This window comes from Vagococcus sp. WN89Y (assembly GCF_052220145.1).
Lineage (GTDB): Bacteria > Pseudomonadota > Gammaproteobacteria > Enterobacterales > Enterobacteriaceae > Kosakonia.
The window spans coordinates 46,963-71,514 of the sequence record NZ_JBQPOM010000011.1; the positions used below are offsets into that span (position 1 = coordinate 46,963).

The window sequence follows — 24,552 nt, forward strand, 5'->3', positions numbered from 1 at the left end:
CTTTACTTTTAACCTCAGCCATTTTTACTACCCTTAATACCCTAAGCAGTAAATTAAGGAGAAAAGAAATATGGCTTACCAGACAGTGAATCCTTTTAACAATCAGTTGATTAAAGAGTATCCCAACCACAGCGAAGCAGATATTGAAGCGGCACTGAAGCAGGCCGATGCGCTCTATCATTCAGAATGGTCTAAAGGCAGTATCGACAAGCGTCTGCCGGTGCTGCATAAACTTGCTGACCTGCTGGAAAGCAATCAGGAAGAACTGGCAAAAATCGCCAGTCAGGAAATGGGGAAATTAATAGAGCAAAGCCGTGGTGAGGTAAAACTCTGTGCGCAAATCGCTCGCTATTATGCGGATAACGCAAAAACCTTTCTTGCACCGGTAAAATACCCCTCTGAACTGGGCGAAGCCTGGGTTGAGCATCATCCTGTCGGGCCGATTATGGTGGTTGAACCCTGGAACTTCCCTTACTACCAGTTAATGCGCGTACTGGCGCCGAACCTTGCCGCCGGTAACCCGGTGCTGGCGAAACATGCCAGTATCGTGCCGCACTGCGCCGAAGCGTTTGCGCATCTGGTGCGTGAAGCCGGTGCGCCGGAAGGGGCGTGGACCAATCTGTTTATCTCATCGGATCAGGTCGCGGCAATTATCGCTGACCCGCGTGTTCAGGGCGCAGCGCTGACCGGTTCGGAAAAAGCGGGCAGCGCGGTGGCGGCACAGGCAGCGAAACATATCAAGAAAGCGACGCTGGAGCTGGGCGGTAACGACGTGTTTGTTGTGCTGGATGATGCCGATCTGGAAAAAGCCGTGAAAATCGGTGTGCAGGCGCGCCTCAATAACGCAGGCCAGGTCTGTACCGCCGCCAAACGCTTTATCCTGCATCAGGATATTGCCGAGGAATTCCTCAATAAATTTACCGAAGCATTCCGTCAGGTCAAGATGGGCGATCCGCTGGATGAAAGCACCACGCTTGGCCCGCTTTCCTCGAAAGAGGCGCTGGAAACCCTCTCTCAGCAGGTGAGCGCTGCCGTGCAAAAAGGCGCAAAACTGCATCTGGGCGGAAAACCTGCGGACAGCCAGGGGAACTTCTTCGAACCGACGATTTTAACGCATATCACGCGGGATAACCCGGCGTACTTTGAAGAGTTTTTCGGGCCGGTGGCGCAGATGTATGTCGTGAATAATGACGAAGAAGTTGTTCGCCTGGCGAATGACTCACACTTTGGTCTCGGCGGGGCGATTTTCAGCCGTAATATTGAGCGTGCGAAACAGATGGCCTCACGTATCGAAACCGGCATGGTTTATATCAACTGGCTGACGGATACCGCCGCAGAACTGCCGTTTGGCGGGGTGAAACGCTCCGGTTTTGGCCGAGAGCTTTCCGACCTGGGGATTAAAGAGTTTGTGAACCAGAAACTGGTTGTGGTTCGCCGGTGATTTCCTGACATCCTCTCCCCGGTCGGGAGAGGATGAAGTATAAAGCCAGGGTTGTGTGTTATTTACGCAGCCCCGCAAATGCCGCGCGGATCTCGTCTTCGGGGAGCTGCACACCGATAAACACCAGCGTGCTGTGCGGCGTTTCCTCGCCCCACGGCCTGTCCCAGTCGGCGCTATACAGGCGCTGCACGCCCTGAAACAGCAGGCGGTTCGGCTCGCCGTCAATCCACAGCATCCCTTTATACCGCAACAGCTTTTCGGCAAAACTGAGCAGCAGATTTTCCATCACCCGTGAGACCTCGCCAATTTCCACCGGGTAATCCAGTTCCACCACAATCGAGCTGATATCGTTTTGCTTATCCGCCATAAAATGGAAGCGGGGTTTTGCCGCCACGACATTTTCTTCCAGCATAAAACCATTGGTATTAAACAGTTGTGCCAGCTCGATTTTGCCATGCGTCACGGTGTAAATAGGCGCACGGGCGTTGATACGGCTCAAGCGTTCGCGCAGTTTTTCGTTTTCCGGCGCAACGTCTGTCTTGGTGAGCAAAATTCTGTCGGCATAGCCCACCTGCGACTGCGCCAGCGTGAACTGATTCATCTGCTCGTCGGCGTGCACGGCATCCACCAGCGCAATCACCCCATCCAGCAGATAGCGCTGGCACAGGATCTCATGAGAGAAAAAGGTCTGGATAATCGGGCCGGGATCGGCCATACCGGTGCATTCAATCACCAGTCTGTCAAAGTCGATATCGCCGCGATCGAGGCTGTCGAGCAGATCGAGCAGCGCGTCTTCCAGCTCGTTCGAGCGGCTACAGCAGATGCAGCCATTGGTCAGGGTTTTGATTTGCGTAGCGCGATCGCCAATCAGCTGATCGTCTACAGAAACTTCGCCAAATTCGTTCTCAATCACCGCTATTTTGTAGCCGTGCTGTTCATTAAGAATATGACGCAGAAGGGTAGTTTTACCTGCGCCGAGAAAACCGGTTAACAGGGTCACTGCAATGGGGGTCATAACGTCTCCTTTAGCAACAGCGAACACCGCCTTTGCCATCCCCGCCGTAACGTGCCTGCTGACGCTCGCGGAAAAATTCGTTGTAGGTCATGTACGGTTTATCCGGATGGTTGGTCTTCATATGCTCAACATAGTTGTCGTAATCCGGGATACCAATCAGCATTTTCGCCGCCTGACCGAGATATTTTTTGGCTTCGCCTAAGTTACCAAACATAACCCATCCTGATGAACAAAGCCCGACAATAGATGCCGGGCGATGAGGTGTGTTGCCCCTCCCACGACTGAGAGGGGGCGCTATTAATGGTGCGAAGAGGTCTTCACGCCACCTTCCGGTACCGGCACATACGGCGTTTCTTTATCGGTACGCACCGTGTTGTTGCGTACTTTCAGCCAGGTTTTGATGCCATAGAAGATGATGCTGTAGACCACCACCAGGAACAGAATGCTCAGACCTGCGTTGGTGTAGTTATTCACCACGATATGGTTCATGTTAGCAACCTGTTGCGCAGTCAGCTCGCTGCCGCCCGCCGCAATCTTCTCCTTGTACTGATTTGCCATATAAAGGAAGCCTTCGAGCTGCGGATTGGTGCTAAACAGCTTCAGGCCCAGCGCCCAGGTGGTGCACAGCAGCAGCCACAGTGCCGGAATAACGGTTACCCAGATGTATTTGGTACGCTGCATTTTTACCAGGATAACGGTGCCGAGCAGCAGGGCGACGGCGGCTAGCATCTGGTTAGAGATACCGAACAGCGGCCACAGGCTCTTCACGCCGCCCAGCGGGTCGACCACGCCCTGATAGAGCAAATAGCCCCACAGACCCACGCAGCCAGCGGTACCAATAATACCGGCCACCAGCGAATCGGTCTTCTTCAGGAACGGCACGAAGTTACCCAGCAAGTCCTGCAACATAAAGCGGCCCGCACGGGTACCTGCGTCCAGCGCCGTCAGGATAAACAGCGCCTCAAACAGGATGCCGAAGTGGTACCAGAAGCCCATGTCTGCCATCGGGATGATTTTGTGGAAGACGTGCGCGATCCCGACCGCCAGCGTCGGCGCACCGCCTGCGCGGTTCAGTACCGACGGCTCACCAATATCTTTTGCGGTTTGCAGGATCTGCTCAGGCGAGATAACAAAGCCCCAGGAGCTTACCGTTGCCGCTGCATGTGCCGTCACATCTTTCAGCTGCGCCAGAATCATCGGCGCATTGTCACCGCCCAGTTCATGCAGGTTCGGCATCGTAATACCAAGGCCCGCTGGCGGCGTGTTCATCGCAAAGTAGAGGCCCGGTTCGATGATGGACGCGGCAACCAGCGCCATCACTGCCACAAACGACTCCATCAGCATCGCGCCGTAACCGATAAAACGCGCGTCGGTTTCGTTCGCCAGCAGTTTCGGCGTCGTACCGGAAGCAATCAGCGCGTGGAAGCCCGAAACCGCGCCACACGCGATAGTGATAAACAGGAACGGAAACAGCGCGCCCTTCCACAGCGGGCCGGTGCCATCAATATACTGCGTCACCGCCGGCATTTTCAGTTCCGGGTTGAGGATCATAATCCCCAGCGCCAGGCCGACAATCACCCCGATTTTCAGGAAGGTCGCCAGATAGTCGCGCGGTGCAAGAATCAACCATACCGGCAGCAGCGCAGAGATAAAGGCATAACCAATCAGCGCATACGTAATGGTGGTGTCTTTAAAGGTCAGCGCCGGGCCCCAATATGGATCGTGCGCGATAACACCGCCAAACCAGATGGAGGCAACCAGCAGCACGATACCAATAACCGAGACTTCACCCACGCGGCCAGGGCGCAGAAAGCGCATATAGATACCCATAAACAGCGCGATCGGCACGGTGGAGCAAACGGTGAACACACCCCACGGGCTTTCCGCCAGCGCTTTCACCACAATCAGCGCCAGCACCGCAAGGATGATTATCATAATCAGGAAGCAGCCAAACAGCGCAATCGTACCCGGCACGCGGCCCATCTCCTCTTTTACCATCTCACCAAGAGAGGCGCCGTTACGGCGAGAAGAGATAAACAGCACCATAAAGTCCTGTACGGCACCGGCCAGCACCACACCTGCCAGCAGCCACAGGGTGCCCGGCAGGTAACCCATTTGCGCGGCCAGAACCGGGCCAACCAGCGGGCCCGCACCGGCGATAGCGGCGAAGTGGTGGCCGAACAGCACGTAGCGGTTCGTCGGCACATAGTTCAGGCCGTCGTTATTAATCACCGCAGGTGTCGCGCGGGTGGGATCGAGTTTCATCACCTTCTGCGCGATATAAAGGCTGTAGTAGCGATAAGCCACCAGATAGACGGAGATGGACGCGACAACGATCCACAGGGCGCTAACGTGCTCGCCCCGGCGCAGCGCCACTACCGACAAACAGAAAGCACCGATTATCCCGAGGATCACCCAGGGGATGTGCTTGAAGAGTTTTTTTGTATCCATATCAGACCTGGCTTTGTCAGAAAAAAGGAAGTGGATGTAAGAAGTTGTAATGCCTGTATGTTGACCTTAATGATGACAAAATGCGCACGCGAAACGGCGGCGAAATGGCTGAGTGGTTAGAAAGGGAGGGTAAGCGGTAAAGAATGCGTACTGAGCGGTTATCGGCAGGGCTAAGTGGCGGAAATTATGTGAGTTTGATCACGCATGCGTTGCGCAACGGACGTCTGCCCTTGATCATATAACGATATAGCAAAACGGTGTCTGCTCGATAGGTTGCAGCAGCACGTGCTTTTCGCGGCTTTTGGTCTGGTAATACTTCTCCTTGAGATAGCGATCGATAAGCGTATTCAAACGCTCTGCGTCAATAGTACGGGTGATGCCGAGCGTCCAGAAGCTGCGCAGATCCAGCTGTGAGCGTTTGATTTTGGCAGATTTGACCAGGTCTGCGATCATATTTTTCACGCAGCTGGTGGGATCGCTATTTTGTTTCACCTCCAGCGCAATGTAGCTGTCGAGCGCCCAGCCTTTTTTGCGCAACAGGAAATCGCTGCGTAGCGATAAACGCCCCGGGTTTTTACGCTGATCGCAGCCCAGCGTCTGTTCGCGCCACCACTCATGATCCGTTGCCGCCAGAAGATTGGCGAACTCAATTTGCATCCAGATTTCCCAGCCTGAAATATTGAACTGGTCAATGATGTTGAGTTTTTGCTGAATATCCTGACGACTAAAAAAGAGCTGAAGCAGGGTGGAAAGGTGATCAAAATCACGATTAATCACGGCTAAGTCCATGATGAGCAAAGAGAAAAGTCTATTTTACGTAACGAACCGGTAGCAATAAAGTCCTCATTCAAAGTAATGATATCAATAACCGAGCATCTCTCTCCTTGAGTGAAATTTTTGGCATAAGCACAAGGTCATTTCTGTTTGTCAGCGTTACATCAAAGATATTTATCTGGTGAATATGTAATACCGCAGTAGCACAGTGCGTTTCCCTAACCAAAAGCTCAGTGCGATCTCCCATAAAGTTTTCTTTATCCAGGCCGAAAATCCTCCTACTACCTATAAGGAAAGAGAAAGCATGTTAACTCGCATTAAACTTGTCACCAGCTTATTGCTGGTCTTAGGATTATTTGGCCTTTTACAACTCACCTCCGGCGGCTTGTTTTTCAATGCATTGAAGCAAGACAAAGAAAACTTCAACGTGTTGCAGACGGTTCGCCAGCAGCAATCCACGCTGAATGCCAGCTGGGTCGCACTGCTGCAAACCCGTAATACGTTAAACCGTGCCGGGATCCGCTACATGATGGATCAGAACAATATTGGCAGCGGCGCAACCGTTGCCGATCTGATGCAGATTGCCAGCACCTCGCTGAAACAGGCGGAAGCGCAGTGGAACGCTTACCTGGCGTTGCCGCGCGATCCGCGCCAGAGCGACGATGCTGCGGCGGAGATCAAGCGTACGTACGATATTTACCATAACGCGCTGGCGGAGCTGATCCAGTTGCTTGGCGCAGGCAAGATCAACGAATTTTTCGATCAGCCTACCCAGGGTTATCAGGACAATTTTGAGAAGCAATACGTTAACTATTTACAGCAAAACGATCGCATGTATGAAGAAGCGGTTACGGATAGCGAAAGCTCTTACGGATCGGCTATTTGGGTGATCATCACGGTACTTATCGTGGTGCTGATCGTGATAGTTGGCGTATGGATGGGGATCAAACGTGCGCTGATCGCGCCGCTGAACCATCTGATCGACAACATTCGCCATATTGCCGGTGGCGATCTGGTGCAGCGCATTGAGGTGCAGGGTTCCAATGAGATGGGCGTGCTGGCAGACAGCCTGCGCCATATGCAGAGCGAGTTAATGCGTACCGTTAGCGATGTGCGTAACGGCGCAAATGCTATCTACAGCGGTGCCAGCGAAATCTCCGTCGGTAATAACGATCTCTCTTCGCGCACTGAACAGCAGGCGGCCTCTCTGGAAGAGACGGCGGCCAGCATGGAAGAGTTAACCGCAACGGTGAAACAGAACGCTGAGAACGCCCGTCAGGCGAGCCACCTGGCGCTGAGTGCTTCTGAAACCGCGCAAAAAGGCGGCAAAGTGGTGGATAACGTCGTGCAAACTATGCGTGATATCACCGCCAGTTCGCAGAAAATCGCCGACATTATCAGTGTTATCGACGGTATTGCTTTCCAGACCAACATCCTGGCGCTGAATGCGGCGGTAGAAGCTGCGCGCGCGGGCGAACAAGGTCGTGGTTTTGCTGTGGTTGCCGGTGAAGTACGTAACCTTGCCCAGCGTAGCGCCCAGGCGGCCCGTGAAATCAAAAGCCTGATTGAAGACTCGGTAGGCCGTGTCGAAGTCGGTTCGACGCTGGTAGAAAGCGCCGGTGAAACGATGGATGAAATCGTCAACGCCGTAACGCGCGTCACCGATATTATGGGCGAGATTGCCTCTGCGTCTGATGAGCAAAGCCGTGGCATCGACCAGGTGGGTCTGGCGGTTGCTGAAATGGATCGCGTGACGCAGCAGAACGCCTCGCTGGTCGAAGAGTCTGCCGCTGCCGCTGCGGCGCTGGAAGAGCAAGCCAGCCGCCTGACGCAGGCCGTTGCCGTGTTCCGCATTATGCAGGCGCAGCAAAAATCCGCTGCCTCCCGGCCATCAAGCTTTGTCAAACCGGCACCTGTAACGCAGCTTGCCGCAAAAGTGGCGGCAACTGATTCAGGTGATAACTGGGAAACCTTCTAATCATTCTCTGCGCCTCGTCACGCGGGGCGCAATTTACTGAAGCCTGTCCGTGCTATGCTCAACAGAGCATCCTGCGGAGAAGCTTTATGAATCTTGTTGCTGTTCCTGCCACTGATTTTAGCGCTGTACAACTTGCTACTATTCTGAGCGATTGCTTTGAGGGCTATCACATCCCCGTGCATTTATCGCCTGCATTATTCGCCCAACGTTTTATTGCTGAAGGTTTAAGCCTGGCGGATTCGCGCGTCTGGAAAGGCGACACCGCGCCGGAAGCTATCGCCCTCGTCGCCAGGCGTGGTACCAGCGCGCGGCTGGCTGCGTTTGCTATTCGCCCGGCGTATCGCGGGCAGGGGCTGGGCAAAAAACTGATGCTGCCGCTAGTCGCCGAGCTGATGGCCGAAGGGGTGCAGCAGCTGTGGCTGGAGGTCACCAGCGACAACCTGCACGGCCAGGCGCTGTACCACTCGCTGGGTTTTAGCATCGAACGGCTGCTCTGTGGCTACCAGTGTGTGGAAACAAGTGCCCCGGCGCACAGTGTGTTGAGTGAGGTCGATCCGCTGGACGTGGTGCGAAAAGCGGTGGGGGAGTGCAGTAGCAAGCTTCCGTGGCAGATAGACCCGCTCACCGCGGTGTCGCTCCCGGCGAAGGCGTTTGAATATCGCAAGCATGCGTACGCGATTGTTTCGGGCTGGCAGGATAAACCACTGCTCCGCTTTATTTATGTGGAGCCTGAGTACCGGCACAAAGGCTTCGCCTGCGAACTGCTGCGCGCGTTGTCCCCGCACTTTCCAGCGCTTTGCACGCCGGTCTCGGTGCCGGAATCTTTTACGCCGCTGTTTCAGCGCGCAGGCTACAACACGCTTGCTATTAGCCAGTATGAGATGAGGGCGAGCCTTAAGGCTGTCAGCCCGCCGTTTTCACCACCTTAATTTCCACCATACCGATCCCGAGCTTACGCGGCGAGTGACCGAGAATATTGCCTTCATTGGTGGACTGCGGTGCGGGCGGCACAATAACTAACGTGTTGCTGCGGGCTGGGTTAGTAAAACGCAGCGTCGTAGTGCTCAGTGTGTTACCCAGCGTCAGCGTCTGCTCCTCGTTGCCAACACGCACCGGTATCGGGCGGTTGGCGTTCGGCCCGTAGGCTTTCGCGGTGATCACCAGATCAAAGCTTTCCGGCAGCGGCTGTTGGTATTCAATTTTCACTTCCTCGCCCAACTGAGCATTTGACCAGCGCCCCCAGCTTTCGGGGCGGGAAATACCGCTAAACTGTTTCACCTCTTCCGGCGCGCCCGCCACATTAAAGATAAAGCTATCGGCCTGGTAACGGATGTTATCGTCGACTATCTTCAGGGTATCGACGTTTTTCTTGTAGCGATCGGTATCGATCACGGTATCTTTGAATGCCGTTTTCCCTTGCCAGCTGTCTTTATCGACCCGCTGTACCTGCTGCTTACCACCCAGCTGCCCCTGGGAAACGCACCAGTCGGTGGAGAGCGCCAGCGCTGGCGCCCACAGGCGAGCCATTTTGTAACACTGATCGATCCAGACAAAGTTATCGCGCGGGGCGAAATCGGCCAGCTGGAAACGCAGCGGCGCGGAATATTCGCTCTCCGGCAGTGGCTCTATGCGCTTGTCCGACACCCGCACCAGCAGCGGCAGGCGGAACTGACTGCCGGAGATAGCGATCATCTTTTTGTCCCTGTCGATGGTGAACGTATCCATCTCTTTGGGGAAATTCCATAGACGAATAATGTCCGGCTTCCACGCCAGCACTTTCTGTTTCATATTGAGGAAAATACCGGAAAGCGACTGGCCGGAGATGCTGCTGCGCCCGAGGCCGAGGAAATTATCGCCACCGAGAATATCCAGCACCGTCGCGCCATTATCCAGGGTGCTACGTTTAATTCCTGATACATCCTGCTCAGGACGATCGCCGCGCAAGACAAAGAACAGGTTGCTGCGATCCTGCTTATTAAGGTATTTCCAGGCGGTATTGTTCATCGCCAGGTGATCCGATGAGACAACGATGACCGTGTTTTTAAACCAGGGAGAAGCTTTGATTTTGTTGATAAGCCGGGCGATATGCTGCTGGCTGCAGCTGACGGCGCTGAAGGACTGGTTAGGTTTGCCGTCGAAAGTGTAACTTTTGCGCTCACAACTGCGCGAGATAAAACCGTCCGGGTGGTGCGTATCGACCGTCAGGGCAAACAGGGAGAAACGCGTGCCAGCGCGGGACAGCGCTTCGTAGCGCTTCCATACCTCGTCGAGTACGGTGTCGTCATAAAAGCCCCAGTCGTTGCGATAGCCCGGATCCTCTACCTGGCCTTTCAGTTCTTCGGCACCGGTGAGGTGGTCAAAACCGTGCGATTTAAGAAACACATCTTTACCGGCAAAGCGCAGGTTTGCACCCTGGATAAAATGGTTCTCATAGCCTGAGTTTTTCAGGATATCGCCCAGGCAAATATTTTGCGGGAAAAAGCTGGAAACCGATGCCGAGGCATTGCCTTCAAAAGGCGCAAAGAGCGGAATACCGCACTGGGACGAAACCATGCCTGCAATGGTGTAATCCGTGCCGGGCAGTTGTTCGGTATGGCTGAAGTCTAGCCCTTCATTTTTTAGCGCACCCAGCTCGGGAGCCAGCTCCGGGAAAGCCTGATCGTTGAAATAGGTACGCTCCAGGCTTTCGCCATAGATATAGACCAGGTTCAGCTGCGGATTGGGGATTTTTTTCGCCGGTTCTTTGTAATAGACGCCAAAATCCGGGTCGCCATCACGCGACTGGGATTTCACCAGTTCGGTAATTTGATGAAATGCCGGGCTGGCATCAACCGAACCCAGTGCCAGCACCAACGCCAGCAGGCTGTAACCGAAGTGGTGCGGCATATGGCGGCGACGGCGCAGCACCCAGCCAAGCGCACAAAACACCGCGACCAGTGCCAGCACAAGCCCGGCTCCGGGCAACAGATATTTGCCGACGCCCGCGCCGGTCAGACTGTTGGTCAGGGTATAGAGCACCGCATCGTTAATACCGTCACCGGTAAAATAGTTGCTGGCGTAAAGCGTGATGTTTAAAACAATAAACAGGCCAAGAACGACCAGGATAGCGGTAAACCACCAGGTATTTCGCCCCGCTTTCCAGGCATAAATGACCACGGAGGCGAGAAACAGTGCGACAGAAAGCAACTCGGACAACCGTTAATCCTCAGCAATGCCAGGGATATGACTGGCGATAGAAATAGGTAATCGGGGATATAATTTAAAGGCAATGTCACATAGCTGCAATTGTAGTGTCACTTTGTTGTGAGTTTATTCAGAATTGGTTTAGAAAAGGATAATAGTGATCGCTGTCGCATAGGGCCATGCGCAGGAAAACGCCGCGCGAAACGCGGCGCCAGGGCATCAGGAGAGGAAATTAACGCCTTGCTTGAGCACAATATCACAGGCTTTAGATTTCACTTTTTCCGCCAGCGGCGTGCTGCCGATATTACTGAGGTTGAGCTGCTCGCCGTTTTTGGTATTCAGCAAGCCCTGTAGGCCCTGCAGATAATTGGTATCCTGCGTCTGTTCTTTGGTACTGAGTCCCAGCTTATCCATCACCTGGCTTTTTATATTTTCAGTACTGGTTAACGAGGAGAGTTTATTTTTAGCGCACCAACTCATCACGCCCGCCGCGTTATTCATGGTGTCCGCGCTAAGCGCCTGGTTGCCGCCGTTTAACAAACCGGTCAGGGAAGAGAGCGACAAACCGCCCTGTTGCGCGGTGTTGTTCTGGCTAAGTTGCCCGGCAGCGCTGGAGAGCTGATCCTGCCATGAGGCAGCATGAGCGGCCGGGGTAAGCATGACGCTGCCAAAAACAGCGACGCAAAGCAAGCGTGTGGTGATTTTCATGGCGTGATCCTGATAGTCAATGAACGCGCCCAGTATATACCCGGGCGCAGGGGCGCGATGGAGGGGAAAATTCTCAATACTCTTTGCCGGTCACGCGGCTGCGATAGCTTTCCCAGTTGAAGATCACCCACAGACTATTACCGAGGCGCATCCTGTCCATCACCCTCTCGCCGAGCAACTTATTCATTTCATCCAGATTACTGTTGGTCAGCATGCCGGTCGGGCGTTTGGATGACGAGCGGCGATCCACTATCTGGTTGATGATCACTTTTTCATAGCGCGATTCGGTCTGCATACCGATCTCATCGATCACCAGCAGATCAACGGTGCTGAGATCGTTAAGCAACTGCTCCTCGCTGCTTTCCCGGTTACCAAATGTCTCCTTCATGGCAGACATAATGTCGGCAACGGTAATGATAAGTACCGATTTCCCGCGCAGGAGCAGCTCATTACAGATGGCCGCCGCGAGGTGATTTTTGCCGGTTCCAGGCTTACCCGAGAAGATAAAACTGGCGATATTGCCATCGAACTCTTCGACATATTGCCGCGCCTGGCTCAGGGCGCGCATCTGGCCTTCGGTTTCGACCCGGTAATTATCAAAGGAGCAGTTCTGATGCAACGGACGAATGCCGGAGCGGTTAAACGTGCGCTGCATTTTCATGGCGCGGTTTTCACGCTCCAGCGCCGCCGAACGGATTTCGCCCTGTTCCTTCTGCCAGGCCATTAGCTCTTCACCTGTTTTAAAGGCAGGTTGCGTGTTGGCAGGCATCATTTTTTGCAGACGCTTCATCAATTCGCCGACGTTTTTCATCTTTATCCTCTAAAGCCTGGTGGGATTTGATTGTCAGGTTCTGAAAGCGCGTTGATATCGCGCTTCGCTATGCTGTTCTGGCTGGCGCGCCCGATTTGCAGGCTGCGCGCCAGTTTTTGCTGCCACTGAACATGGTGAAAAACTTTACCTTCTGCCTGCCAGTAAGCCACAAAAGAGGCCAGCTCTTCGGGGGTGACGGGCTGCGACAAGGCGATGCCCCAAAGTGCAGCCAGGCGCTGGAAATCCGTATCCGGTTGCCAGCCTGGGTACATGGCGAATTTACCCATCGGTACATTCACCGGCGCGGCGGTCGGTTCTTCATAAAATTGCGCATCAAGCGCGATATCGCTCGCCGGACGTGCCAGTTGCGCTTCAAGCGCCAGTAACTGCTCAAGACGCTCAGGCGTAATAGCGTAAAAAGCAGGCGTATTGTTAGCAAAAACGGCCACGGCGCCGCCTTCCGTACGCGCCAGTACGTTGGCGTGATCGCGCATAAATTCATCAATGCCGATAACATTCGACGTCAGGATTCTGGAAGACATAACGCATTCTCAAACAGGATAACTACGAAGGTACAGTGGCATATAGTACCACAGGCAAAGAAGGGGGCAGTAGAGGATGAAAAAGCCGGGTTTCCCCGGCTTGAGTGTTACGCGATGATATTCAGCGTTACGTCAATGTTGCCGCGCGTAGCGTTGGAGTAAGGGCAGACGATATGCGCCGCGTCGACCAGCTTTTTCGCTTCTTCTGCGTCCATCCCCGGCAGGTGAATGTTCAGTTTGGCTTCAATACCAAAACCGGTCGGTAGGGGGCCGATGCCAATTTCGCCTTCAATAAATGCATCTTTCGGCATGGTGAACTTGTCACGACCGGCGACAAACTTCATCGCGCCGAGGAAGCAGGCAGAATATCCTGCGGCGAACAGCTGCTCCGGGTTGGTGACTTCACCACCTGCGCCGCCCATCTCTTTCGGCACGCCGAGTTTGACGTCCAGCACGCCATCGGAAGAGGTTGCACGGCCATCACGGCCACCGGTGGCTTTCGCTTTTGCGGTATAGACTACTTTTTCTAATGACATGACAGGTTCCTTATTATCTTAGGTGTTTGCTATAAAATAGCGTGCGATTTAATTGTCGGCAAAAACGCCTGATAACGCGTTTAAGCCTGCTGAAACTGGTTGCGAAGCTGCTCAAGCTGCTGCTTGATCTCGCGTATGGCGTCATTATCACAGGACATTGCGCAACTGATGGCCTCAGGTATTTTGGTGGCCTGCAGCTGTAACGCCCGCCCGCTTTCAGTTAGCGTAATCACCACCTGGCGTTCATCCTGGCGGGAGCGCTGGCGAGAGATCATACCGGCACTTTCCAGCCGCTTTAACAGTGGTGTCAGCGTGGCGGAATCCAGAAACAGACGCTCGCCAATGTCGGAAACGGTGATATCGTCTTTTTCCCACAGCACAAGCATTACCAGGTACTGCGGATAGGTCAAATTCATCGGCGCCAGTAACTGCCGGTAAAGTTTGTGCAGCGCCAGGTTTGTTGAATACAGCGCAAAACAAAACTGGTTGTCTAATGCGAGCTGCGTATTCGCCGCTGGGTTCGATTTCGTATTCATCATTAAAATATAGATAGTGCACGATTTAATTGCAAGTTATTTTTTGCGCGTTTTATACCCGGGGGCGTTTGCGATAAATCCACAATCCTGGAATCGACAAGCCGATAGAGAGCGCGCCAACAATTGACGAGGCTTTAAGAAAGTTGGTCAGGAGCAAAATCATCAGCGATTCGCTATAGCCGAAGTGCCCTATCTTTACGGCGGAAATCATCGCTGTATAGGCGGAAATGCCGGGAAACATGGGGATTACTGCTGCCACGGTGAACACTTTTGGGTGCGCCAGATACCAGCGTGACCAGTGAATACCAATACTGCCTACCAGCATTGATGCTGCGAATGTAGACCATTCAATATTAAAGCCCCAGTGCATCATGACAAAACGAAAACCATGACCTATCGCACCGAGTAATGCACACCAGCGCAGGGCGCGATGAGGGACGTTAAACACCAGCGCAAAGCCCACGGCAGGGATGGCGGCCAGCACCATATCCTGCACCAGCGCCAGCATAAAATAAATTATATCCATCCGCGCAGCCCCCATAGTGTCATCGCCATCACCACGCCAATGCAGGTGGCAAGGGTTAATAAGCTGGCGATCGCCCAGCGCGCCAGCCCGGTATTAATGTGCCCTTTAAACATATCAGCGACAGCATTGATCAGCGGAAATCCCGGTACCAGCAGCAACACGCTGGCAGCCATCGCGACCGTTGATGAGTGCACAAATGCAGGCAGCGTTAACATCAACCCTGAAACGGTCGTGGCCACAAAAGCGGTAATGCAGAAATTAATTTGCGGGTGCATGTGTCGACTCGCCAGAACTAAACGCACATACATCGCGACGCTGCTGGCGCAAAAAGCAACAAACGCACCGTCCCAGCCGCCCTGGTTTAGTTTGCAGAAGCAGGCGCAGGATAGCCCGACCATGAATGTGACCAGCCAGCGCGGGTAGCGCAGAGGTTTTATCTGAGCAAAACGCTTTTCAACATCTTTGAAGTCCAGCAGCTTATGTTCAGTGAGGATCACGATATGCTGCACTTCCGTTACTACATGCATGTTAATGCCACGGTCCTGGTTTTTCCGGGTGGACGTCAGGCATTGTCCCTCTTTAATCGTGGTTAAAACGATAGCATTGGAAGAGATGGAGCTTTCAACGCTATCCATGCCCAGCGCCAAACCCAGGCGCGTTGAAAGCTCTTCTACCAGCGCGCTCTCAGCGCCGTGCTGGAGTAAAAAAAGGCCACATTGAATGCACAGACGTGTAATTGCTCGCTGTGTTGTCTGGTCTGTTTGCATATTTATCCTGACCGTGCTGCAACGATTCTTGTAAAGAATGAGACGCAAAAGTTACTTGTAGCACAACCAGGCTACAAAGTGACGCTGAAGCAGATCAAAAACTGTGCAAAACGGCAAAGATAAACTTTTTCTGCGCGATCTTATCGATATTTAAGGTGACATTTCAAATTTTATAACGGTGATAAAAGCAGCGCCCGGAATGAAGAGCAGTGAAGGATAATGATTAAGTTAACCGCTTTTTAATCTTAATTATTTATTAAACAAATTGATTTAATCTTAAATATACACGGGTTGATTATTTTTAATTTCTTATTTTATTTTCAATAATGCATTGAGAATTTGAAAGGTCGTTGTGTTATGTTGACACGAGTCCCGGCAATACTATAATTTTCGCAGGTTATATTTGCTTTTTTTAATCATACATATTACCAATTTTTCGACGGTTTATTTGGGCACGGCGTAGCGATTTTTACGTTACCTGCTTTATCGGGTAAATAGTCTTACCGAGAATTGATAGAACTCGCAAAAGGGAGCGGAGGTTTCATGCTATCACGTGGAAGTAAACATGGGATTATTATAAGTAAAACACCTGTGCTGAGGGCCGGGATCGGCGGAATAGTTGAACGTCATTTTCCCGAGTATGAATTATCCTTTTATTCAAGTATAGAGGAGATAACGCTTCATCAATTAAAGTGTGCGAAGCTGATTATCACCGATTTATCTGGAGATCAGCGTTATGCGCGCAGATGCTGTCAGCAATATTATTCGCTGCTTTCACAGTGCGAAAACACGCATTGGATCTTCTTTGTCTCACGCCACCTTTACCCGGTTGCCGTGGAGCTTCTGATGCGCCCACAAACGTCGCTGCTGTCTGATGTGGAACCGGTCGAAGGTGTCATTAATGCCATTCGTGGCGGGCAGGAAGATGCAGACAGAATTAGCCAGACGCTTTTGACGGCGGGAAGCTATGAAGCCGATAAAAATCTGATTGATAGTGAAAAACTAACACTCTCTGAAAGGAAAGTGTTACGGCTTCTTGGGAAAGGGTGGGGAATAAACCAAATTGCTATGTTGCTTAAAAAAAGCAACAAAACAATAAGTGCGCAAAAAAATAGTGCTATGCGGCGTTTAGCTCTGCGCACCAATGCAGATTTGTACTTATGGATTAATAGTGCGCAGGGGCTGAACGAGCTGAATTTAGGCTCAGCATTTGGGGAGCAGAGCGAATGGAAAATAATGGCAAGAAAAGAAATGTTGCCATCATAGTAAAATGTATGATGAGTGAGGTTGGATTACGACACTTATTTAATGAATCCACTATAAGCCAATATTCTTTTCATTTTTTTAAAGAATACTCAGCTTTTCGGATGGCTCTAAAACAAACACCATTTTTTTCAGTTATTTATTCACTTTCCGGGCAACGGGATGAGAGGCGTGAATGCCTGAAGTGTATGTATCTGCTTTCTTTATCTCATCCTGGCGTTCAGCGTATCGTATTGGTGGAAGATGATCGGGAGGCGCGGCTGGTGGGGCTGCTTTCCCCCTCGCGCCCTCATGGCATCCTGAGCAAAACGTCGTCCTTGTCCGTGCTGCTGGAGCAGCTTGTGGCGCAGTTTGGCGATACCCGTCGTCTGCATGAGAATATGTTAAACCACTGGTATGTAAGCCAGTGCCGTATGCTCAGCCCAACGGAGCGGCAGATTCTCAGTTTTATGACGCGCGGTTTTTCGGTGGCTGAAATCGCTTCGCAGCTGGATCGTAATGTCAAAACAATTCGCGCGCATAAATTTAACGTGATGGCAAAACTTGGCGTGACATCAGATGTCGGTTTGCTGGATGCTGCGGATATTTTGACCTGGATCCCTCCGGAGTGTGGGTTACGTGCAAATTAAAAGCAGTTTAACGGCGCCAGAGAAGCTGTCTGGCGCAGGTCATTACAGGCAGACATCCACCCATTTCGCATGGGTGAGCTGTGCCATTCTCTCTGGTGAAATACGCACGGCGCTATGGGTTGCTCCCGCTGCTGGTAACACTTCCTGATATTGTTTCAGCGACACATCACAATAAACAGCCAGCGGGTTTTCCAGCCCAAACGGGCACACGCCGCCCACCGGATGACCGGTAATCGTTACGACTTCATCACTGCTCAGCATGCGCGCTTTTGCGCCAAAGGTATTTTTGAGCTTTTTATTATCCAGGCGCGCATCGCCTTTCGCCACGACCAGGATAATGTCATTTTTCACTTTCAGTGACAGCGTTTTGGCAATTTGCCCAGGTTCTACGTTATGCGCGGCGGCAGCCAGCGCGACGGTGGCGGTACTTTGGTTCAGTTCAATAATATCGATGTCGGGGGCATTGTCGGCAAAAAATTGCCGCACGGACTGCAAACTCATGATGTTCTCCTGCTTAAGGCCGACATTAATCTGTCACAAGCCTGTCATCCCTGTAAATATCCCGACATAACAAAGCCCTTACTATCAGAATCTGGATCGCCTTCACAATCACGGAAACCGGTTACCGTAACCGGTTGCAGGGATAACTGCGCGGGTTAATACTGAACTCGTCACTTCCTTCTGACCCGATAACTAAAAAAGAGCCGTCTATGAAACGTTCCCTACAAAGCAGTAATGCAGGTGCAAACACCCGCATGGTTTTATCGTTAAAAAACGGATTGCCGCACGGCAGAACATTCGCTGTTGCGCTGACTTTGCTTGCCTGACAGGAGAGCCGCTATGTCTGCTAACCATGCTGCGTTTAACCTGATCTTTCGGTTTATCGAAAACTATGTCAGCCCGATAGCCGGGCGTATCTCATCCCAGCGTCATGTGATGGCCATCCGCGATGGTTTTATTTCAGCGATGCCATTTATGATAGTTGGGTCTTTCTTACTGGTTTTTGCTTATCCCCCCTTTTCGCCGGATACCACCTGGGGCTTCGCGCGGGCCTGGCTGGATCTTGCAAAGGAATATGAAGGGCGCATTCTCACGCCTTTTGATATGACGATGGGCATCATGTCTATCTATATCTGTGCGGCTATTGCTTACAATCTCGGCAAGCACTACATGAAGTCGCATCAGCTGGATCCGTTTATGTGTGCAATGCTGGCGCTGATGGCTTTTTTCCTTGTAGCGGCACCGAAAACTAACGGTACGCTTCCAGTGGACAGCCTCGGCGGTACCGGGATTTTTACGGCAATTATCGTCGCGATTTATTGTGTGGAAATGATGCGTTTTTTGAAAACGCACAATATCGGTATTCGCCTGCCCGATCAGGTGCCGCCGATGATCAAGAACTCGTTTGATTTATTGATCCCGGTGCTGGTGGTCGTGCTGACGCTTTATCCATTGAGCCTGCTGATTCAGTCGCAGTTCGGCATGCTGATCCCGCAGGCGATTATGGCGCTGTTCAAACCACTGGTGGCGGCGGCGGATTCATTGCCGGCAATTTTGCTGGCGGTGATTATCGGTCATTTGCTGTGGTTTGCCGGTATTCATGGCGCGGCCATTGTCTCCGGTATGTTGCAAATGTTCTGGCTAACCAACCTCGGCGTCAATCAGGGCGCTTTGGCTCAGGGCGCTCCGCTGCCGCATATCTTTATGGAAGCGTTCTGGACGTTCTTTATCGTGGTAGGCGGTTCCGGCGCGACGATGGGGCTGGTGTTTTGCTACTTGCGTAGCCGTTCGGTACATCTGCGATCGATTGGGCGGCTAAGCGTGGTGCCGAGCATTTTTAACATCAATGAGCCGGTGATTTTTGGCACGCCCATCGTTATGAACCCGGTGTTCTTTATCCCGTTCCTGCTGGCTCCCACTATCAACGCAATTATCGCCTGGGCAGCAATGAAAATGGATTTGATTGGCCGGGTCATCTCTGTTGTGCCCTGGACAGCTCCCGCACCGATTGGTGGCGCATGGGCGCTTGGCTGGGATTTCCGGGCTGCTATCCTGGTAGTATTGCTTGCGTGTATATCTGCAGTTATCTATTACCCGTTCTTTAAGGTGTATGAAAAACAGCTACTGGAACAGGAAGCCGATGAACTTCAGCGCGCGGAAGAAGAGAAACAGATAGCCTGAACAGAAAAAGGGCGCGCTTTTCGCCCTTTATTTCAGCGTGCAGTCACCGCACTGCTGCACGTCCGGCAGGCGATAACGCTGGCAGCAGGTGCGCCGTACCAGCGCGCCGTCACGCAATACGACGGTGCGCCATAATGGATTATCGCTACCATCAGGCAGCTGTTTTTCAAAAAAGCAGCTCTGACGCAGCGCAGCAACGCGCGCTTCACCCAGCAAGGGCAGCATTTCTCCCAAATACCAGTTGATTAAATAACCGGTATTGCTCCAGATTAGCTTGCCGTTGATATCGCCCGTGGCTTCCAGCGCCTGCACAACGGGGAGCATAGCCTGCGTGGTGAGCGCCGCCATGCGCGAAGCATCGTTTTGCCTGCTTAACTGCTCATCCTCATGAACATCCAGCCAAAAACAGGCGGCGCGGCCCGTTTCATGAAACTCGACGTGGAAATGCTCAGGAGAAAGGTCGATGGCTCTTTTTTGGCTAAGCAGCGCCAACATCAGCGGGGGCACCAGCAAACCGAGATACCACTGCGCCCATAACGATAACAGCGGCTTGTTCTCGCGCGGTTGTGTCGGCTGATTGCGGTAAATATGATCAGAGTAGATTGCAAGCAAGGACTGCAGCGATGCCGGTTGTGACCATTGCGCCAGCGGTAAAGCCTGCCAGGGCGCGGGTTCGTTCAGACGTATAAAATCAAGCAGATGTTCACGGGTGCTGGCAATGGTTTCGCGCACGGTATTAGCCAGCGAGTCGCTCTCATTGATGAGGCTGCTCCGCCAGATAATTTTCTCAGCGATTGACGCGGTACGGTATGCCATAGGCTCAGCGAATTAGAAATCTAAATGATAATGATTGCCAATCCTAGCCAGAGGTAAAAACGATAGCAAGATTTTTATCGTAAAGTTAGTGCGCAGGGAGTTGTTGCAGGTCGTTCTTCTTCACTTACGAGGATGTTATTGCGCCCCAAATGTTTGGCTTCATACAACGCTTTGTCGGCCCGGGCGAGTGCGCTATCAATATCGCCTTCTACCAGTTGGGCAATACCAATGCTGACCGTCACATTAGTGGCGACGCGTTCATTAAACATATGCGGGATCTTCAGGTTATAAACCTGCTGGCGGATGTGCTCAGCGGCAAGGCGGGCATATTCCTTATCACTATTATTTATCAGGATCATAAATTCTTCGCCGCCAAAACGCGCGACAATATCCCGTGAGTGCACCGCATCGCGCAGCGCTGCTGAAACACGGATCAGCGCCTGATCGCCCATCATATGCCCGTAGTGATCGTTATAAGCTTTGAAATGATCGATATCGAGCAGCAATATATATCGCGGGCAACCATCCAGCGCCAGCACAGTATCCAGCTTATTCTGCATCCCGCGGCGGTTATACAATCCGGTAAGGGGATCGAGCATACTCAGATCATTGAGCGCCTTTTGCTCCTGCATCAGCTGGTGCATGAGATCGCGGGCAAAATTGTCGTTACGCTTTTGGATAGCATGTTGGATGGCGATCCCTAATACGGGCAGGGCGAAGGTATAAACCAGTCTCAAGGCGTGCTCAGCGCCATTCAACCACAGGCAAATGATGAATACCGGCAGAGCGTGAAACAGAAAGGCGAGGATATTATTCGAAAAGGCGATCGCGCCGATAAACAGCACCGTCAACAGCGCAACTAACAGATAAACAGAGATATTGTCGTGTATTGCTCTGGCTTTTAGCAGCACATGCCACGCCCACAGGCAGCCAAAGAGCAGTGAGATCAGCGTGAGTTTAAGTTTTTTATGTGGATACCGCCGGTGCCATATCGGTAGCAGTACGCCCATCGCAAAAATAATAGAGATGGGAAGCGTGAAAGCAAGTTGGGTGTATAAGGGAAATGCCAGGGTAAACAGAGCCGAAATTGCGTTGAGCAGGAGAAATAGTCGCAACGACAAACGATATTTCTTGTCACATAGGGATTGCCATGTTTGTAGTGTCATAACGAAAAATGGTTATTTATCCATATGAAATCAATGCATTAACTGCAAAAAATAAAAGTAACGCGAGAAAATTACTTACTACATAATTTAGCGTTTTTTGATTGTTATTTAAGTGTCGCTTAATTTATCACCTTAATGAATTCATGTCATCAGAAGATGAGTTATCTCAATAGCTAACTGTTTTACCTGTGCTGACAAATGATAATCAATGTCATATGATATTGGTTATCATTATCGATATGAGAGACAAAATCATGTTGCAGCGGGCGCTGGGAAGTGTATGGGGGATGGTTTTACCAGGCATTATCGGTGTGATGCTAGTGCTGGCAGGGCTGTCTGAAAATGCTTTGCGAACCGTTATCGTGCTCGGATTACTGCTAACGCCAGCAATGCTTTACCATAAACGTTTACGGCACTTTATTTTATTGCCGTCAGGCGTCGCGCTGATTGGTGGAATGCTTTTGCTGTTGCTGAATTTAAAATAATGATGTGACAGGGAAGTTTTGAAGAAGTGGTTAAGATATCTGGTGCGAGGGGGGGGACTTGAACCCCCACGTCCGTAAGGACACTAACACCTGAAGCTAGCGCGTCTACCAATTCCGCCACCTTCGCACAGTCATCTTACTTTTTTGATATCGCCTCGTTGGTGCGAGGGGGGGGACTTGAACCCCCACGTCCGTAAGAACACTAACACCTGAAGCTAGCGCGTCTACCAATTCCGCCACCTTCGCCCAGTGCGAGCAATATCAACGTGGATTATGGTGCGAGGGGGGGGACTTGAACCCCCACGTCCGTAAGGACACTAACACCTGAAGCTAGCGCGTCTACCAATTCCGCCACCTTCGCATACCATCGATACTATGAAGTATCGTTACCACGGAGGCGCATTCTAGATGTTTTCAGCTGTTCGTCAATAGTTAATTGCGCAGGCTTTAGCTAATTGCTGTAAAAATGGGCGCTGTGCCACGAGAGAAATAACGTCCCGGCGGGCAGGGGTTGCCGGGACGGGAAAATTATTTCAGCGCCTGGCGGGTCATCACCGTACGATAGACTTTAAACCGGCCGGTTTGCGCAATGACTTCGTGAAAACCGAAGGTTTGATCCAGCACGTCAGGGTAGGGCAGGAAGGCGTTAGCAACAATACGCAGCTCTCCACCGCTGTTGAGGTGCCGCACCGCGCCACGAATCAGCGTCTGGGCTGCTTCAAGACTGGTTTGCATACCGTCATGAAACGGCGGGTTGGAGATTATCATATCGAAGCGCCCGGTTACTTCCGAGAAGACATTGCTGGCAAAAACGTCGCCTTCGAAGCCATTGGCGGCGAGCGTCGCACGACTGGCCTCTACCGCTGGCGCGGAGACATCACACAGCGTCAGGCGTACTTTCGGCGAGTGGCTTGCCAGTACCGCAGCCAGCACGCCCGCACCGCAGCCAACATCCAGCACTTTACCTTTCGTATGGGGTGTCAGGGTTGAAAGCAACAGCTGACTCCCCACATCCAGACCGTCGCGGCTGAACACGCCAGGCAGGGTTTTTATCGTTAATGCATCCAGCTTGTATTCGCCCCAGAAGTTTTCGGCGTCGAATGCCGGTATTTTTTCCAGGCGGCCATGATACAAACCGCAGCGACGCGCGCTATCTACTTTATTTAAAGGGCAATACTCAGCCAGCATCTGTTCTGCGCTACGTACGCCGCTACGGTTCTCGCCAACGACAAAAACATCGCAGCCGACAGGCAGCAAAGAGAGTAAATTAAGCAGCTGGAACTGCGCTTCCGGTTTATTTTTTGGCCAGTAATAGACAAGCGTATCGCAATCGCCCACGGTGGCGCTGTCCGCCACGAGGCTATAATGCGCACGTTCACCCATCAGGGAATTTAAGGTCTGCCACTGGTGAAACTGCTGCGTCCAGGCACGGCTCTCGGCGGTGTCCAGACGCGCGGGTAAATCATCTTGCAAATCACCGGCGAACAGAATGCGGCTCGGTTCGAAATCGTCACTGTGGCGCAGCAAGACTTCACTTGCCGGGGTAAAAGCAGACATGGTGTGGTTCCTTATTTTACTCAGGCGGCGATTATACACATTATCCTTCGCGCTGCCTCTTTGTTGGCGTCGTCTTCGCACCCCGGTCACTTACTGATGTAAGCTCCCGGGGATACTCATCCTTGCCGCCGCGATGCAACGCAAATGATTTCGTGTATTGGCGCATTATCCTCCGCGCTGCCTCTTTGTTGGCATCGTCTTCTACTGATGTAACTCCCGGAGATATCCATCCTTGCCAGCACCTGAAAGGGCGCGGCGTTCGCTTGTTGCTTCCAATGGCGCATAATCGCTGAGTTTGTTATATTTGCCCGCTTGACTCACAGGAGTGTTTCGCTATGACTTCCCGACGCGACTGGCAACTACAGCAACTGGGCATTACCCAGTGGACTCTGCGCCGCCCGGCGGCGTTGCAGGGCGAAATCGCCATTTCGTTACCCGCGCATATCCGCCTGGTCATGGTCTCCTCCACGCTGCCTGCGCTGAACGACCCGCTGGTTAGCGATGTGCTGCGAGCGCTAACTGTCCCACCAGAGCAGGTGCTGCAACTGACGCCGGATCGCGTTGCAATGCTGCCTGCAGGGAGTCGCTGCAATAGCTGGTGGCTCGGCGTCAAGGAACCGCAACCGCTGGCCGGCGCGCAGGTGATGACGCCGGACTGTGATGAACTGCGCACTAATCCTGCGGCCCGCGCCGCGTTATGGCAACAGATCTGCGAACATGAACACGATTTCTATCCTCGAAGCGACTGATTTACCCCGCGCATGGCAAATCGAAACACGCGCCCACGCTTTTCCGTGGAGCGAAAAAACCTTTGCCAGCAACCAGGGCGATCGCTACCTCAATTACCGCCTGTCGGTTGATGATGAAATGGTGGCCTTTGCCATTACGCAAGTGGTACTGGATGAAGCCACGCTGTTCAACATCGCGGTCGATCCCGCCTGTCAGCGTCGCGGCTTTGGCCGCCAGTTACTGGAGCATTTGATTCGCGAGCTGGAAACGCGCGGCGTACTGACGCTCTGGCTGGAAGTGCGGGCATCCAACAAAGGGGCTATCGCGCTGTATGAAAGCTTAGGTTTTAATGAGGCAACCATCCGGCGCAATTATTACCCCACAGCTGAGGGGCGCGAAGACGCCATCATTATGGCCCTGCCGCTGTAGCATGGCGTCGTAAAAGGCCAGACGAAAAT

At 52.4% G+C, this 24,552-nt stretch carries 25 protein-coding genes and 3 tRNA genes; 9 read left to right on the forward strand and 19 right to left on the reverse strand.

The window, feature by feature from the left end; translation table 11 throughout:
* The first annotated feature begins 70 nt into the window (after positions 1 to 70).
* The gene (locus ACTU3N_RS02050) at positions 71 to 1,441 is read left to right on the forward strand and encodes an NAD-dependent succinate-semialdehyde dehydrogenase (protein ID WP_443084468.1); all 1,371 of its coding nucleotides are present in this window, start codon (positions 71 to 73) and stop codon (positions 1,439 to 1,441) included.
* Positions 1,442 to 1,499: 58 nt separating this feature from the next.
* Here ACTU3N_RS02050 and yjiA read toward each other — a convergent pair whose 3' ends face one another.
* The 4 genes from yjiA to ACTU3N_RS02070 all read right to left on the reverse strand — a co-directional run bounded on the left by yjiA (position 1,500) and on the right by ACTU3N_RS02070 (position 5,684).
* A complete protein-coding gene (yjiA, locus tag ACTU3N_RS02055; protein ID WP_443084469.1) occupies positions 1,500 to 2,456 on the reverse strand; it encodes a GTPase in 957 nt (318 codons plus the stop codon).
* Positions 2,457 to 2,466: 10 nt separating this feature from the next.
* The gene (locus ACTU3N_RS02060; RefSeq protein ID WP_443084470.1) at positions 2,467 to 2,670 is read right to left on the reverse strand and encodes a YbdD/YjiX family protein; all 204 of its coding nucleotides are present in this window, start codon (positions 2,668 to 2,670) and stop codon (positions 2,467 to 2,469) included.
* Positions 2,671 to 2,753: 83 nt separating this feature from the next.
* Positions 2,754 to 4,907: a carbon starvation CstA family protein gene (locus ACTU3N_RS02065; protein WP_443084471.1), complete on the reverse strand. Its 2,154-nt coding sequence runs from the start codon at positions 4,905 to 4,907 to the stop codon at positions 2,754 to 2,756.
* A gap of 234 nt (positions 4,908 to 5,141) precedes the next feature.
* Complete coding sequence (locus ACTU3N_RS02070) at positions 5,142 to 5,684, reverse strand: hypothetical protein (protein WP_443084472.1); 543 nt, start codon at positions 5,682 to 5,684, stop codon at positions 5,142 to 5,144.
* A 301-nt stretch (positions 5,685 to 5,985) separates the two neighbouring features.
* Between ACTU3N_RS02070 and tsr the strand changes: the two genes are divergently transcribed.
* Entirely contained in the window at positions 5,986 to 7,659 is a 1,674-nt protein-coding gene (gene tsr / locus ACTU3N_RS02075; RefSeq protein WP_443084473.1) for a methyl-accepting chemotaxis protein, read from the forward strand.
* Between the two features lie 86 nt (positions 7,660 to 7,745).
* The gene (locus ACTU3N_RS02080) at positions 7,746 to 8,588 is read left to right on the forward strand and encodes a GNAT family N-acetyltransferase (protein WP_443084474.1); all 843 of its coding nucleotides are present in this window, start codon (positions 7,746 to 7,748) and stop codon (positions 8,586 to 8,588) included.
* Here the strand turns inward: ACTU3N_RS02080 and opgB are convergent.
* The 8 genes from opgB to ACTU3N_RS02120 form a co-directional block, all read right to left on the reverse strand.
* A complete protein-coding gene (opgB, locus tag ACTU3N_RS02085) occupies positions 8,563 to 10,854 on the reverse strand; it encodes a phosphatidylglycerol--membrane-oligosaccharide glycerophosphotransferase (protein ID WP_443084475.1) in 2,292 nt (763 codons plus the stop codon). The two genes, ACTU3N_RS02080 and opgB, sit on opposite strands and share 26 nt — an antisense overlap.
* A gap of 207 nt (positions 10,855 to 11,061) precedes the next feature.
* Positions 11,062 to 11,550, reverse strand: coding sequence for a DUF2501 domain-containing protein (locus ACTU3N_RS02090; protein ID WP_443084476.1), 489 nt, complete (start codon positions 11,548 to 11,550; stop codon positions 11,062 to 11,064).
* A gap of 73 nt (positions 11,551 to 11,623) precedes the next feature.
* Positions 11,624 to 12,361 carry a DNA replication protein DnaC gene (dnaC, locus tag ACTU3N_RS02095; RefSeq protein WP_443084477.1) on the reverse strand — a complete coding sequence of 246 codons (738 nt, stop codon included), beginning with the start codon at positions 12,359 to 12,361 and terminating at the stop codon, positions 11,624 to 11,626.
* 2 nt (positions 12,362 to 12,363) lie between these two features.
* The gene (gene dnaT, locus ACTU3N_RS02100; protein ID WP_443084478.1) at positions 12,364 to 12,903 is read right to left on the reverse strand and encodes a primosomal protein DnaT; all 540 of its coding nucleotides are present in this window, start codon (positions 12,901 to 12,903) and stop codon (positions 12,364 to 12,366) included.
* 107 nt (positions 12,904 to 13,010) lie between these two features.
* On the reverse strand, positions 13,011 to 13,439 hold the full coding sequence (locus ACTU3N_RS02105) for an organic hydroperoxide resistance protein (RefSeq protein ID WP_443084479.1): 429 nt from the start codon (positions 13,437 to 13,439) through the stop codon (positions 13,011 to 13,013).
* Between the two features lie 80 nt (positions 13,440 to 13,519).
* On the reverse strand, positions 13,520 to 13,978 hold the full coding sequence (locus ACTU3N_RS02110) for a MarR family winged helix-turn-helix transcriptional regulator (RefSeq protein WP_443084480.1): 459 nt from the start codon (positions 13,976 to 13,978) through the stop codon (positions 13,520 to 13,522).
* A 49-nt stretch (positions 13,979 to 14,027) separates the two neighbouring features.
* Complete coding sequence (locus ACTU3N_RS02115) at positions 14,028 to 14,501, reverse strand: threonine/serine exporter (RefSeq protein ID WP_443084481.1); 474 nt, start codon at positions 14,499 to 14,501, stop codon at positions 14,028 to 14,030.
* Positions 14,492 to 15,268 (reverse strand): threonine/serine ThrE exporter family protein, encoded by a 777-nt coding sequence (locus tag ACTU3N_RS02120; protein WP_443084482.1) that lies wholly within the window; start codon positions 15,266 to 15,268, stop codon positions 14,492 to 14,494. Before ACTU3N_RS02120 ends, ACTU3N_RS02115 begins: the two co-directional genes overlap by 10 nt.
* A gap of 543 nt (positions 15,269 to 15,811) precedes the next feature.
* Here ACTU3N_RS02120 and ACTU3N_RS02125 point away from each other — a divergent pair.
* Together ACTU3N_RS02125 and bglJ are read left to right on the forward strand one after the other, a co-directional pair.
* Positions 15,812 to 16,534, forward strand: a complete 723-nt coding sequence (locus ACTU3N_RS02125) for a helix-turn-helix transcriptional regulator (protein ID WP_443084483.1) — start codon at positions 15,812 to 15,814, stop codon at positions 16,532 to 16,534.
* 11 nt (positions 16,535 to 16,545) lie between these two features.
* Positions 16,546 to 17,160 carry a DNA-binding transcriptional activator BglJ gene (bglJ, locus tag ACTU3N_RS02130; protein WP_443084614.1) on the forward strand — a complete coding sequence of 205 codons (615 nt, stop codon included), beginning with the start codon at positions 16,546 to 16,548 and terminating at the stop codon, positions 17,158 to 17,160.
* A 42-nt stretch (positions 17,161 to 17,202) separates the two neighbouring features.
* On the opposite strand, the gene ACTU3N_RS02135 is transcribed toward bglJ, so the two are convergent.
* Complete coding sequence (locus ACTU3N_RS02135; protein WP_443084484.1) at positions 17,203 to 17,661, reverse strand: YbaK/EbsC family protein; 459 nt, start codon at positions 17,659 to 17,661, stop codon at positions 17,203 to 17,205.
* Between the two features lie 339 nt (positions 17,662 to 18,000).
* Here ACTU3N_RS02135 and ACTU3N_RS02140 point away from each other — a divergent pair, with 339 nt between their 5' ends.
* The gene (locus ACTU3N_RS02140) at positions 18,001 to 19,341 is read left to right on the forward strand and encodes a PTS sugar transporter subunit IIC (RefSeq protein WP_443084485.1); all 1,341 of its coding nucleotides are present in this window, start codon (positions 18,001 to 18,003) and stop codon (positions 19,339 to 19,341) included.
* A 27-nt stretch (positions 19,342 to 19,368) separates the two neighbouring features.
* On the opposite strand, the gene fhuF is transcribed toward ACTU3N_RS02140, so the two are convergent.
* Both fhuF and ACTU3N_RS02150 read right to left on the reverse strand, forming a co-directional pair.
* Entirely contained in the window at positions 19,369 to 20,157 is a 789-nt protein-coding gene (fhuF, locus tag ACTU3N_RS02145) for a siderophore-iron reductase FhuF (protein WP_443084486.1), read from the reverse strand.
* 74 nt (positions 20,158 to 20,231) lie between these two features.
* Complete coding sequence (locus ACTU3N_RS02150; RefSeq protein WP_443084487.1) at positions 20,232 to 21,278, reverse strand: GGDEF domain-containing protein; 1,047 nt, start codon at positions 21,276 to 21,278, stop codon at positions 20,232 to 20,234.
* A gap of 260 nt (positions 21,279 to 21,538) precedes the next feature.
* Between ACTU3N_RS02150 and ACTU3N_RS02155 the strand changes: the two genes are divergently transcribed.
* Complete coding sequence (locus tag ACTU3N_RS02155; protein ID WP_443084488.1) at positions 21,539 to 21,808, forward strand: DUF1435 domain-containing protein; 270 nt, start codon at positions 21,539 to 21,541, stop codon at positions 21,806 to 21,808.
* Positions 21,809 to 21,848: 40 nt separating this feature from the next.
* On the opposite strand, the gene ACTU3N_RS02160 is transcribed toward ACTU3N_RS02155, so the two are convergent.
* The 4 genes from ACTU3N_RS02160 to rsmC all read right to left on the reverse strand — a co-directional run bounded on the left by ACTU3N_RS02160 (position 21,849) and on the right by rsmC (position 23,365).
* Positions 21,849 to 21,935: transfer RNA gene (locus tag ACTU3N_RS02160), tRNA-Leu, on the reverse strand.
* 32 nt (positions 21,936 to 21,967) lie between these two features.
* A tRNA-Leu gene (locus tag ACTU3N_RS02165) sits at positions 21,968 to 22,054 on the reverse strand.
* A gap of 28 nt (positions 22,055 to 22,082) precedes the next feature.
* Positions 22,083 to 22,169 (reverse strand) — tRNA-Leu (locus ACTU3N_RS02170).
* Between the two features lie 167 nt (positions 22,170 to 22,336).
* On the reverse strand, positions 22,337 to 23,365 hold the full coding sequence (gene rsmC, locus ACTU3N_RS02175; RefSeq protein ID WP_443084489.1) for a 16S rRNA (guanine(1207)-N(2))-methyltransferase RsmC: 1,029 nt from the start codon (positions 23,363 to 23,365) through the stop codon (positions 22,337 to 22,339).
* A 335-nt stretch (positions 23,366 to 23,700) separates the two neighbouring features.
* Between rsmC and ACTU3N_RS02180 the strand changes: the two genes are divergently transcribed.
* Positions 23,701 to 24,114 carry a DNA polymerase III subunit psi gene (locus ACTU3N_RS02180; RefSeq protein ID WP_443084490.1) on the forward strand — a complete coding sequence of 138 codons (414 nt, stop codon included), beginning with the start codon at positions 23,701 to 23,703 and terminating at the stop codon, positions 24,112 to 24,114.
* On the forward strand, positions 24,083 to 24,523 hold the full coding sequence (gene rimI / locus ACTU3N_RS02185; protein WP_443084491.1) for a ribosomal protein S18-alanine N-acetyltransferase: 441 nt from the start codon (positions 24,083 to 24,085) through the stop codon (positions 24,521 to 24,523). The genes ACTU3N_RS02180 and rimI overlap by 32 nt, the downstream gene beginning before the upstream one ends.
* Positions 24,524 to 24,552 lie beyond the last annotated feature (29 nt).